Raw genomic sequence first — 12,152 nt, forward strand, 5'->3', positions numbered from 1 at the left:
CTACCGATTTTGGTAGGGGGAAGCGGAACAGCGTCAGGAGCCGGTCTTTTGCGGTGCCGCAGGGGCGGGGTCGTTAGCGGCGGGTTTGTCCTGTAGTGAAGGCGTTGTCGCCGGACGGGTGGCGGGCAGCGCATCGCAGGGTTTCTCCTGCGGGCAGATCAGGTCCAGCATCTTAAGGGTGACGCCGTTGGTCCAGCCAAAACCGTCCTGCAGTGGATATTCCCCACCGCCGCCGCCGGTGCCGGTCGAACTCACATCATACTTCTCCACCAGCTTTTGTTTGCTGTCATAGGTATGCTGCACGTTGGTCAGGAAACGCCAGCTGACCTCCATGGCGATCTTCTGCTGGCCATAGTTTTGCAGCCCCTCGACGGCCACCCACTGCAGCGGCGCCCAGCCGTTGGGGGCGTCCCACTGCTGGCCGCTGTTGACGGTGGTGGTGGTCAGCCCGCCGGGTTTGAGCAGCCGCGACTCGGCGGCCGCCGCCACTTTCGTCGCCCGCTCGCGTGACGCGGCATTGACGTACAGCGGGAACAGCGCCGCGGCGGTCAGCTGATTGCGCACCTTGTGGCTTTTCAGATCGTAATCGGCGTACCACCCCTCTTTTTCATTCCACAGGTATTTCTCGATAGCCTGCTGGCGGGTGTTGGCCAGCGCATCGTACCGCGTAGCGCCGGCGCTGTCCCCCGCAGCTTTACTGGCGCGGGCGAGGGTTTTCTCCAGATGGAACATCAGGGCATTGAGATCGACCGGGACAATCGAGGTGGTGCGAATGGTGGCAAGCTGCTGCGGATTGTCCATCCAGCGGGAGCTGAAATCCCAGCCGGAAGCGGCGGCGGAGCGCAGGTCGCGATAGATCTCGGTGGCCGGACGATTCGGGTTGCTTTTGGCGGTTTTGACGTCGTCAAGCCAGGACTCGGGGCGTGGGGTGTCGTTATCGTCCCAGTAGCGGTTGAGCAGCGCGCCATCGGCCATCCGCACCGCCCGTTTGTCGGCGCTGCCGGGAGCCAGCGCGTCCGCCCCGGCCATCCAGTAGCGATACTCTTTCTCCAGCTGCGGCTGGTAGGTTTTCAGCACCTGGTCGCCATCGTGCGTCGCCAGCAGGCTTACCATAAAGGAGAAGAAGGGGGGCTGCGAACGGCTGAGGTAATAGGTGCGGTTACCGTTGGGGATATGGCCCCAGGTGTCAATTTCCGCGGCGAAGTTGGCGACCATATCTTCGACTTTATCCCAGTGACCGCTTTCGGCAAGACCCAGCATGGTGAAATAGCTGTCCCAGTAATAGACTTCGCGAAAGCGTCCTCCGGGGACCACGTAGGGCTTAGGCAGCGGCAGCAGCGAGTCCCACTTTTCCACCTCGACGGTGCTGCGGGTCAGGACCGGCCACAGGCCGTCGATATGCTGACGCAGGGTTTGCCCTTTGGGCGGCACATAGGTGTCGTTCTCTTTCGGCAGCGTGAAGTTCAGCTCGACGAAGTGGCGCAGGTCGAAGCTGGCCTGGTTTTTTTGCATCCGGTAATCGGCAAGGATCATCAGCGGATCGCTGTTAGGGATCGCGTCGGCGAAGGTTTTTTGATCGGCAAAGAGCTTTGCGCTCTGGACATCATTGAACAACGGGCCCAGCAGAATATCCGGCGAGGGTGGCGGCGCGGTTTTGCCGTCTTCCGCCTGGACATTCAGGCTCATCAGGGCGAGCAGGGCGCCGCCGATCGCCAGGCGCAGGGAACAGGGCAAAGCAGCGGGACGATGTGCATCAGTACTCGTCATGGGGAGTTCTCCTTATCATTATCGACTGCGGGCCACGACGTTTGGCCATCCAAAAACCTTAGACGAATATCTGCCGCTGCGCGTGTCAGGGGTAACATTTTGCGCGAAAACAGAGGATTTACCTGCCTGGTTTTCTGCTACAACCGCCGGCAACGCGATTAGTCTTACAGACAAGCCAACGCGCCCGGGCCACTGGCCACGGCGCGCCGGCGGCGAATACCAACGGATCGAGAAGGGCTATGAGGCCCGGCCTGCGGCACACTGGCTGACGGCGCTGGCGTCCACCATGGCGCAAAAATCGTCGCCCTGCCTCACGACGGTGCAACCGCAGCCGGGCGCAGGCGGCCATTGTGGCGATTTTTTGCACAATCAGACGGCGGGTCAGAACCGATTTGCACAACGCCGCGGCGGCGGATGACCTGGCATAATTAATGCTTATCTCTTACCGGGATTACCACAAAGTGAGTACAACCGGAGGAGACGGCCATGATAAAAATAACGCTTCCTGACGGGCATTATTATGACGAGATGCTGACCGCCCAGGGTGAACAGCGGCCGCACTATAATGCCTGGTGGCAATGGTTTCGCAACACCGATCAATTCTCTATCCGGCAGAAAAAAGCGCAAGCGGAACTGCTCTTTCACCGTATCGGCATCACTTTTAACGTTTACGGCGAGGATGAAGGGACCGAGCGGCTGATCCCGTTTGACAGCGTGCCGCGGATCATCCCCGCCGGGGAGTGGCAGCGCATTGACCGCGGTATACGCCAGCGGGTGAAAGCGCTGAACGCTTTCCTCTATGACATCTATCATGAGCAGAATATCCTGCGTGCGGGGCTGATCCCGGCCGAACAGGTGCTGGCCAACGAGCAGTATCAGCCGTGCATGCAGGGCATCAACCTGCCAAACAACACCTATGCCCATATCACCGGCGTCGATATGGTGCGCAATAACGACGGTCAGTACTACGTGCTGGAGGATAATCTGCGCACGCCGTCCGGTGTCTCCTACATGCTCGAAAACCGTAAGATGATGATGCGCCTCTATCCGGAGATGTTCGAGCAGCATCACATTGCGCCGGTGGAGCGCTACCCGAGCTACCTCCTGCAGACCCTGCGCGAAAGTTCGCTGGTGGATGATCCCTGCGTCGTGGTGATGACGCCGGGTCGCTTCAACAGCGCCTACTTCGAGCACAGCTTCCTGGCGCAGCAGATGGGGGTCGAGCTGGTGGAAAGCGCCGACCTGTTTATTAAAAACGGCGCGGTGTATATGCGCACCACCGAGGGGCCGCGGCGGGTGGATGTGATTTATCGCCGCATCGATGACGCCTGGCTCGACCCGCTGGCCTTCCGCGCCGATTCGATGCTCGGCGTACCGGGGCTGCTGTCCGTTTATCGCGCCGGCGGCGTGGTGCTGGCCAACGCCATCGGCACCGGGGTGGCCGACGACAAATCGATCTATCCGTACGTCCCGGAGATGATCCGCTTTTACCTCGGCGAACAGCCGATCCTCAGCAATATCCCCACCTGGCAGTGCCGGAAAGCGGAGGACCTGCGCTACGTGCTGAGCAATCTGGAGCTGATGGTGGTCAAGGAGGTCCATGGCGCCGGGGGCTACGGCATGCTGGTCGGCCCGCGTTCCACCAAAGAGGAGCGGGAGGCCTTCCGCCAGCGCCTGCTGGCCAATCCGGCCAACTATATCGCCCAGGACACCCTCGCGCTGTCGACCTGCCCGACCTTCGTTGATGAAGGGCTGTCGCCGCGGCATATCGATTTACGCCCCTACGTGCTGTCCGGGCAGGAGATGCGGCTGGTGCCTGGCGGCCTGACCCGCGTGGCGCTGACCGAAGGGTCGCTGGTGGTCAACTCGTCGCAGGGCGGCGGAACCAAGGATACCTGGGTGATGGAGGATGACGCATCATGCTAAGTCGTACGGCGAGTGAACTGTTCTGGATGGCCCGCTATCTTGAGCGGGCGGAGAGCTACGCCCGGGTGCTGGACGTGACCTGGAAATTATCAATGATCCCCCGCCACAGTCAGCAGTCGCGGGATCTGGCGCTGCCGCTAAATTTGTCGATGACCCACGAGCTGTTTCAGGCGCGCCACGCCCGCTTTACCATGAGCAATCTGCTCAACTTTTTTGCCCTCGATGGCAACAACCCCTGCAGTATTTACAGCTGCGTGGAGATGGCGTGGAACAACGCGCACGCGGTGCGCGGCAGTCTGTCGGCCGAAGTGTGGGAGAGCATCAATGCCACCCGCATCGAGCTGCGAACCCTCCGCCAGCAGGGGCTGGGCGAGCTGGGGAGCGACGGCTTTTTCGAGTGGGTGAAAGAGCGGGTGCATCTGTTTCGCGGGGCGGTGATTGGCACGCTGCTGCGCAACGACGCCCTGAGCTTTATCGGTATCGGCACGCTGATCGAGCGTGCGTTCGCCACCACCCAGCTGCTGCTGATTAAGGATCAACAGCTGACCAACGATCCGGACCCGGTGCGCGAATACTACCGGCTGGATACCCTGCTCAATGCGGTCAGCGCCCGCGAAGCATACAACAGCCTCTACCGCCAGCCGATCAGTCGCGAAACGGTGATGGAGCTGCTGATCCTGCGTAACGATATTCCACGTTCGCTGCGCGCCAGCATTGCCGACCTGGTGGGCGAACTGGAGAAGATCGCCAACGATCGCTCCTATCAGCCGCTGCGCCTCGCCCATCAGCTCAACGTTGACCTGCGCTTCAGCACCCGTGACGACCTGGCGCAGGCGGACCTGCAGACCACGCTTAACGGACTGCTGGCGAGAATTAACGCCCTGTCTGACAGCATCAGACAAACCTATCTGGAGGCCTTATGAAACTGGTCATCGATCATCTCACCCGCTACGGCTACGATGAAGAAGTGAAGTTTTCCACCCAGTATCTGCGCCTGACGCCGCGCAGCACCGGACGGCAGACCATCACCGCCTGGACGCTGACCCTGCCGGACGGCGCGGCGGTGACCACCACCGACGGTTGGGGCAATGTGCTGCATGTGCTGACGCTGGATAACCCGCACAAAGAGATCACCATCCGCGCCAGCGGGATTGTCGATATTGCCGACGAGGGGGAAGAGACGCGTGATGAAGAGGCCGAACTGCTGTCGCCGCTGGTTTTTCTGCGCTCTACGCCGCTGACCCGCGCCGATACGGCGATCCGCGAGTTTGCCCAGCGCCTCTATCGTCCCGATGCGGCGGAAGAGAGTTTGAATCAACTGATGGCGGATCTGCTGTTAAGAATGCCATACTCCCCCGGCGCGACCCAGGTGCAGGACTCCGCTGCCGACGCCTTCGCCCGGGCGAAGGGAGTGTGCCAGGATCATACCCATGTTTTTCTCGCCTGCTGCCGGGCGCTGGATATCCCGGCGCGCTACGTCAGCGGCTATGTCTACAGCGATAACGCCCAGCATGTGGCGATGCATGCCTGGGCGGAAGTGTGGCTCGACGGCCGCTGGCTGTCGTTTGATATCACCAATAATACCCGTCGTCTGAATCAGCATCTGCGGCTGGCGACCGGGCTGGATTATCTCGACGCCTGCCCGGTACGGGGCACCCGGTTGGGCGGCGGCGGGGAGATTATGTTAACCAACGCTGAAGTGCGCGAACACAGCCAGCAGGCGCAGCAGCAATAATACGGGAATAACCGCAATGACCTACTGTGTGGCCATGTGCCTGGCGGATGGACTGGTGTTTGCTTCCGACTCCCGCACCAACGCGGGCGTCGACCATATTGCCACTTTTAAAAAGCTGCACGTTTTCCATCAGGAAGGGGAACGGGTGCTGGTGCTGCAATCCGCCGGCAACCTGGCCACCACCCAGAGCGTGATAAGCCTGCTCAGCGCGCGGATCCGTACCCAGCAGGAGCCGAACCTGATGCAGGTGACTTCCCTCTACGACGCCGCCATGCTGATCGGGAAAACGCTGCTGGAGGTGATCCAGCGCGACAGCAGCAACCAGCAAAACTGCAGTAACACCAACTTCAACTGCAACCTGCTGCTTGGCGGCCAGATCGCCGGCGAAACCCATCGTCTGTTCCATATTTATCCGGAGGGCAACTTTATTGAAGCCACCCGCGACACGCCTTATTTCCAGATTGGCGAAAGCAAGTACGGCAAGCCGATCATCGATCGGGTGCTGACCATCGATACGCCGCTGGAGCAGGCGATGTGCTGCGCGTTGATCTCCATTGACTCGACGCTGCGCAGTAATCTGTCCGTCGGTCTGCCGCTGGATACGCTGCTCTACCGCAGCGGCAGCCTGAGCAGCGCCGGGCAGCATCGCATCACCGACAGCGATCCTTACTTCAACCGCATCCGCAAGGCGTGGTCGGAAGGGCTGTTGCACACCTTCCGGACCCTGCCGACCTGGACCCCAGCGGAGCGGGAAGAGGAGTAGTCTCTGCGCCGCTCCGCCGGCCACGCCGGCGCGAAGGCGGATAAGGCGCTGGAGTCCTTAAGTATCCTCTTATCCGCTCCCGACCTGGCGGTACAGTTTCAGCAACAGCGGTAAATAAATTAACGACAGGCCGCACGGATCGTAGGCCGGGCAAGGCGCAGGCGCCGCCCGGCACAAAAGCGACGCCGCTGTTCTTGTCCGGCCTTCCGGGCTGTGATAAGCATTTTCCTGCGTTGTATCTGACTACGTTGCGCGTTTGGCGAGGTTCTCTGCAATTTAATTGTGGTGCGAGGGCCAACAGGAGCTCAACCCGCGAATGAAACGTGATATACAACCGAAACGCAGATTTGGTGAAACGTAATAACAAATATGTGATACCGGAATAATTAAAGCATTCATGCCATATCGTATTCTGTTGTAACTGAGGAGAATATGTTGCAGGAGGCAATATGAAAAATGAAAATTCGTATGGCTACGTATATATACTGGTATCAGATAAAACACCGTATATTAAAATCGGTGGCACGGATTATTTGCCAGAGAAACGATGTAAGGAGATTAACACCCAGCCACCCTATTGTTTTTATGCTCCATGGCGAATAGCGGACTATCGTAGCGTTCCTGACTGGCATAATGTCGAAACCTGGTTGCACTATCTTTTTCGCGATTCGCGCGTGCGCACTATTGCAAATCAGAAAGAGCTATTTAATGTTACGCCTGAACTGGCAGCCCATCATCTTGCCAGCCTTGATCAACAACCGTTGACGACTAAACCTAAAATTGACCGACTTTTTCATCATCAAGGGCTGAGAGATTACCTTGTAAAACTATTCACCGTCGCCGGTTGTGAAAAATGGCGACATAAAGAGGGGGTTTGGGTGTTTAGTCTGTTCCCAGGGTCGCATAGCGGATGGTCCCGGTATTTTACGCTTAGTATCCACAGTCACGAAGTTGCTTATTCAACGCGGTCTCGCGATTGCCAAATTCATATGTTGTTAGTCGATGAGCTTATTCTGGACTTTCCAGATATTCTTCGCTGGGTTACCGACCATAAAGGAGGGATTGAAAAACCAATTTATAAAACAGCCTTATCACACGCGCAGCAAATCTGGTTTGAGGGTGAGTTTGAAGAGTGTCTTCAGTTACTGTCGTTCCCGGAAGTTCAGCTGGCCGTTGCCACGTACTGGGACCGCGCATTAACACAATACGATTATAGTCTTCAGGCAAAGTATCATAACCGGAGGGCGGTCGAAGAGATCTTCTACCATTTACAAATACATCAGCAGCGAGAAACCGACGCTATGTGAACGCCATCGACCCGTTGCGCCATCGACGGCATTCTCTGATTCATGCGGAACGCAAACGCGCTTTTTGGCAAAGCTAAGTAAATTAAATACTTTGTTATTTAACGTGTTATCTCACATCTTCGGAGGGAATGAGGCAACACGGCAAGGTATGGGAAGTGACGGAAAAGAAGACGGCTGTCTATGTGGATGACCAACAGCGCATCCTGATCCGCCAGCTGGCGCGCAGCTGGCTGTGGCGCAGCGAGCTGCCGACCTGGCTGCTGATTGTGACGGTATACGGCGGCTGGTTTGCCTGCGTGACGAGCTGGCGGACGCTGGGACTGTTTCCGGCCACGCTGCTGCTAATCTGGTTTACCGCCTGGTATATGTCCTTACAGCATGAGCTGATCCACGGGCATCCCACCCGGCTGGTATGGTTCAACCAGCTGCTGGGGACGCTGCCGCTGGCGGTCTGGTATCCCTACGGCGTCTACCGCGACAGCCATCTGGCGCACCATCGCAACCATCTGCTGACGCACCCCGAGGACGACCCCGAGTCGTACTATGTGACGGCGGAAAGCTGGCAGCGCTTCTCTGCCTGGCAGCGCCGCCTTATCCACCTGCGCAATACCTTCTGGGGGCGTCTGCTGCTGGCGCCGCTGATGGATATCGTTCACACCCTGCGTAGCGCGCTGCGGGCTTTCCGCGCGGGCGACCGCCGCGCCATCGCCATGTGGAGCCTGCATCTGTTTCTGTTGACGGGTCTGCTGGCCTGGATGGCGGCGCAGGGTTTTTCCCCGCTGTGGTTTGTGCTGGCGGTGAGCTACCCGGCGCTGGCCCTGACCAAAGTGCGCTCTTTTCTCGAACACCGGGCCGCGGATGACCCGCTGGCCCGCTCGGTGATCAACGAGGCCGGGCTCCCCTGGCGGGTGCTGTTCCTCAATCTCAACTACCATGCGGTACATCATGACCTGCCAGGGGTCCCCTGGTACGCTTTACGTCGGCTGTATCTGCATCGCCAGACGGCTTATCTGCAGCGTAATCAGGGGTTCCTGGTGCGCGGGTACGGTGAGTGGCGACGCCATTTTAGCCGCCGGGCGGTGGCGGTGAACGCCCATCCAGGCTTTGGCGAACAGGCGCAGGCGGGAGGAGAACATGGCTGAACGTATGACCTTTCCCATGTATGCCATCCACCGACAACAGACCCAGGCCCTGTGGCTGGCGGTGCAGTCGCTGCTGGCTGAACGCGGCGTGAGGGTGGCGGGGGACCCTCCGGCGGCCGATCCCGAGGATCTGCTGGCCCACTGGCGCCAGCCGGGGCTGTTGCTGAGCCAGACCTGTGGCTATCCGCTGGTGACCCAGCTGCCGGAGGTGCAGACGGTGGGCTGCTTCCACTACGCCGCGCCCGGTTGCGAGGGGCGCCGCTACCGCAGCCTGCTGGTGGTTCGCGAAGCGGATAGTCACCGGATGCTGGCGGACTTTTTTGGCCGCCGCGCGGTGTGCAATGCCGAGCACTCGCAGTCTGGCTACAACGTGCTGCGCAAAATGGTCGCGCCGCTCTCCCGGCAGGGGCGATTTTTTTCGGCGGTGGTGTTCAGCGGCAGCCATCGGCAGTCGCTGCGCGAGCTGCAGCAGGAAAACGCCGATATCGCCGCCATCGACTGCGTGACCTACGCTCTGCTGCAGCGCCATCAGCCGCAGGCCCTGGCAGGCCTGGCGGCGATCGGCTGGAGCCCGGCCGCGCCAGGGCTGCCGCTGATCACCGCCAGCGCCACCCCGGCGGCGACGCTGAACAGCCTGCGCGAGGCGCTCCAGCAGCTGGTGAGCGATGTGCGCTATCGTCCCCTGTGCGACGCCTTGCTGATCTGCGGCTATAGCGATATGTCGCGGGAGGCCTATGCTCCGCTGCTGGCGTGGCGGGATGAGGCCGCGGCGCTGGGGGTCAGTCAGTTATAAGGGAGACGGTCCGGTTTACCGTCGTTGGCGAGTCGGCTGCGGTGTACCACCTCCGTGTCAGAGCGAGCAACAGGCGCGTTTAATTAACTGTTTTGAAGATTTGTGATCGGCAACACAAATGACTGCCTGCCAGGCGCCGCAAAAGATAAATTGCCAGGGTTGATTTTAATCAAAGTATGACCGCCTGCGATATGGCGGAAAAAGTCACCCCCTCCGCCGCATAAGAAAAACAAGATTGTGAATTTAATGTTTCTTTGATGTAAATAATGCCTGCGCCTTTTTCCCGCCCGCCGCCGATAAAATGTGATGCCAAACCGACTTGTCGTTAAATAATGGCGTTGATTACGTCCGCTGTTTATTCTTTACAGCATTAATTTAATTTTCACCTTTTTTATCGCCCTGACGGCGCGGGTCAAATAGCGTACGAAAAGCGTATTTTTTATCGCCATTTTACCGTCGATGTTATCGCCATCAATTATTTTTATCCCCGCATTCGGTTACGACAAAAAACGCGCAAACAACGTTCGTAATGATTTTAATGAATTGATTTTAAATGGATTATTCCGGATGGTGAATCCTGCTAATCGGCCACGGCGGAGCCTTTGTGAGAGCTCTCACATAACCCGCTAATCGCGATTTGTTACACTTTCCGCCGTCAACAAAGGAATGAAAGCGAGACGTGATGAATACTTTTTCTCTGCCTAAAACTCAGCATCTGGTGGTTTTCCAGGAAGTGATCCGCAGCGGGTCTATCGGGGCCGGAGCAAAAGCGTTAGGACTCACACAGCCGGCGGTCAGTAAAATCATTGGCGACATGGAAAGCTATTTTGGCAGCGAATTAATCGTCCGGCGAAATACCGGCGTCTCGCTCACCGAGGCCGGGCAGGTATTTCTGAACTGGTCAGAGGCGATCACCCGGGAAATGAAAAATATGGTCAATGAAATGAATGCGTTGACCAACAGCACGGTGGTGGATGTCTCCTTTGGTTTTCCCTCGCTGGTGGGGTTTACCTTTATGTCGGAGATGGTGCATCAGTTCAAAATGACCTTCCCCAAGGCGCGGGTATCGATGTATGAGGCGCAGCTCTCTGCCTTCTTGCCGGCGATCCGCGACGGGCGCCTCGACTTCGCCATCGGGACGCTGAGCGATGAGATGAAGCTGCAGGACCTGCACGTCGAGCCGCTGTTTGAGTCTGAGTTTGTGCTGGTGGCGAACCGGGCGCGGATCGGCAACGGCACCGTCCGCCTGGCCTCGCTCCAGCACGAGCAGTGGGTGCTGCCGGAGACCAATATGGGCTACTACAGCGAACTGCTGACCACCCTGCAGCGCAGCGGCATCCGCCGTGAAAATATCGTCAATACCGATTCGGTGGTGACGATCTATAACCTGGTGCTCAATGCCGATTTTTTGACGGTCATTCCCTGCGACATGACCACGCCGTTCGGCTCGAGCCAGTTTGTCACCATCCCCATTAAAGAGGCCTTGCCGGTGGCGCGCTATGCGGCGGTGTGGTCGAAAAATTATCGGCTGAAAACCGCGGCGGCGTCGCTGGTGGAGATGGCGAAACAGTATTCATCGGGGCAGGGCAACCGCCACTGGCAGCCAATAGAAATTGCCTGACTGATATTGATTAAATAATCCAACAACCATCCTCGCTGTTGTCAGCAGGATGACGCCCGGTCATTGACTTTATATTAAGATACAGAGGCCATAATGCATATTACCTACGATCTTCCGGTATCCATTGACGATATTCTCGAAGCGAAGCAACGCCTGGCAGGAAAAATATATAAAACGGGTATGCCGCGGTCGAATTATTTTAGCGAACGCTGTAAGGGTGAAATATTTCTTAAATTCGAAAATATGCAGCGCACGGGTTCATTTAAAATTCGCGGCGCCTTTAATAAGCTCTGCGGCTTAACCGCAGCGGAAAAACGCAAAGGGGTGGTGGCCTGCTCAGCGGGCAACCACGCCCAGGGCGTCTCGCTCTCCTGCGCCATGCTCGGCATTGACGGGAAAGTGGTGATGCCGAAAGGGGCGCCGAAATCGAAAGTCGCCGCCACCTGCGATTATTCGGCGGAGGTGGTGCTGCATGGCGATAATTTTAACGATACCCTCGCCAAAGCCAGCGATATTGTTGAACTTGAAGGCCGTATCTTTATTCCCCCCTATGACGATCCCCAGGTTATTGCCGGGCAGGGCACCATCGGTCTCGAAATATTAGAAGATCTGTATGACGTGGATAATGTCATTGTGCCGATTGGCGGCGGGGGCTTAATTGCCGGCATCGCGATTGCGATTAAATCCATTAACCCGACGATCCGCATTATCGGCGTGCAGTCGGAGAATGTTCACGGCATGGCCGCCTCCTGGTACGCTGGAGAGATCACCAGCCATCGCCACGCCGGCACCTTAGCCGATGGCTGCGATGTCGCCCGCCCGGGAAAACTGACCTATGAAATCGCCCGCCAGCTGGTGGATGACATCGTCCTCGTCAGTGAGGACGACATTCGCCAGAGCATGGTCGCCTTAATTCAGCGCAATAAAGTGATCACCGAAGGGGCCGGAGCGTTGGCCTGCGCCGCGTTATTAAGCGGCAAATTAGACAGTTATATCCAGAACCGCAAAACGGTCAGCCTGATTTCCGGCGGCAATATCGATCTCTCGCGGGTATCGCAAATTACCGGTTTTGTTGACGCTTAATTCAATACATAAGTG

12 protein-coding genes are annotated in these 12,152 nt (G+C 58.0%); 10 read left to right on the forward strand and 2 right to left on the reverse strand.

Annotated elements, in window-relative coordinates:
- Positions 1-33: 33 nt before the first annotated feature.
- Complete coding sequence (locus K5R89_RS05160) at positions 34-1,767, reverse strand: alpha,alpha-trehalase (RefSeq protein ID WP_023290200.1); 1,734 nt, start codon at positions 1,765-1,767, stop codon at positions 34-36.
- Here K5R89_RS05160 and K5R89_RS27355 point away from each other — a divergent pair.
- From K5R89_RS27355 to K5R89_RS05200, 8 genes are all read left to right on the forward strand, one after another.
- Positions 1,766-2,185 (forward strand): hypothetical protein, encoded by a 420-nt coding sequence (locus K5R89_RS27355; protein WP_254242803.1) that lies wholly within the window; start codon positions 1,766-1,768, stop codon positions 2,183-2,185. The genes K5R89_RS05160 and K5R89_RS27355 overlap by 2 nt on opposite strands.
- A 68-nt stretch (positions 2,186-2,253) precedes the next feature.
- Positions 2,254-3,693 (forward strand): circularly permuted type 2 ATP-grasp protein, encoded by a 1,440-nt coding sequence (locus K5R89_RS05170; protein ID WP_004180417.1) that lies wholly within the window; start codon positions 2,254-2,256, stop codon positions 3,691-3,693.
- Positions 3,687-4,616, forward strand: a complete 930-nt coding sequence (locus tag K5R89_RS05175; RefSeq protein ID WP_217259214.1) for an alpha-E domain-containing protein — start codon at positions 3,687-3,689, stop codon at positions 4,614-4,616. The genes K5R89_RS05170 and K5R89_RS05175 overlap by 7 nt, the downstream gene beginning before the upstream one ends.
- Entirely contained in the window at positions 4,613-5,428 is an 816-nt protein-coding gene (locus K5R89_RS05180) for a transglutaminase family protein (RefSeq protein ID WP_032453344.1), read from the forward strand. The genes K5R89_RS05175 and K5R89_RS05180 overlap by 4 nt, the downstream gene beginning before the upstream one ends.
- A 16-nt stretch (positions 5,429-5,444) precedes the next feature.
- Positions 5,445-6,191 (forward strand): proteasome-type protease, encoded by a 747-nt coding sequence (locus tag K5R89_RS05185; RefSeq protein WP_032453343.1) that lies wholly within the window; start codon positions 5,445-5,447, stop codon positions 6,189-6,191.
- A gap of 449 nt (positions 6,192-6,640) precedes the next feature.
- Positions 6,641-7,498: a GIY-YIG nuclease family protein gene (locus K5R89_RS05190; protein WP_102003157.1), complete on the forward strand. Its 858-nt coding sequence runs from the start codon at positions 6,641-6,643 to the stop codon at positions 7,496-7,498.
- A 155-nt stretch (positions 7,499-7,653) separates the two neighbouring features.
- Complete coding sequence (locus K5R89_RS05195; protein WP_217259215.1) at positions 7,654-8,640, forward strand: fatty acid desaturase; 987 nt, start codon at positions 7,654-7,656, stop codon at positions 8,638-8,640.
- The gene (locus tag K5R89_RS05200; RefSeq protein WP_217259216.1) at positions 8,633-9,433 is read left to right on the forward strand and encodes a phosphate/phosphite/phosphonate ABC transporter substrate-binding protein; all 801 of its coding nucleotides are present in this window, start codon (positions 8,633-8,635) and stop codon (positions 9,431-9,433) included. Before K5R89_RS05195 ends, K5R89_RS05200 begins: the two co-directional genes overlap by 8 nt.
- Positions 9,434-9,795: 362 nt before the next feature.
- Here K5R89_RS05200 and K5R89_RS05205 read toward each other — a convergent pair whose 3' ends face one another.
- The gene (locus tag K5R89_RS05205; protein ID WP_032428907.1) at positions 9,796-9,918 is read right to left on the reverse strand and encodes a hypothetical protein; all 123 of its coding nucleotides are present in this window, start codon (positions 9,916-9,918) and stop codon (positions 9,796-9,798) included.
- A 197-nt stretch (positions 9,919-10,115) separates the two neighbouring features.
- Here K5R89_RS05205 and tdcA point away from each other — a divergent pair, with 197 nt between their 5' ends.
- Both tdcA and tdcB read left to right on the forward strand, forming a co-directional pair.
- Positions 10,116-11,054 (forward strand): transcriptional regulator TdcA, encoded by a 939-nt coding sequence (gene tdcA, locus K5R89_RS05210; protein WP_032453338.1) that lies wholly within the window; start codon positions 10,116-10,118, stop codon positions 11,052-11,054.
- Positions 11,055-11,147: 93 nt separating this feature from the next.
- Complete coding sequence (tdcB, locus tag K5R89_RS05215; RefSeq protein ID WP_023290189.1) at positions 11,148-12,137, forward strand: bifunctional threonine ammonia-lyase/L-serine ammonia-lyase TdcB; 990 nt, start codon at positions 11,148-11,150, stop codon at positions 12,135-12,137.
- Positions 12,138-12,152 lie beyond the last annotated feature (15 nt).

Source organism: Klebsiella sp. TF21-TM, assembly GCF_019753495.1.
GTDB lineage: Bacteria > Pseudomonadota > Gammaproteobacteria > Enterobacterales > Enterobacteriaceae > Klebsiella > Klebsiella quasipneumoniae.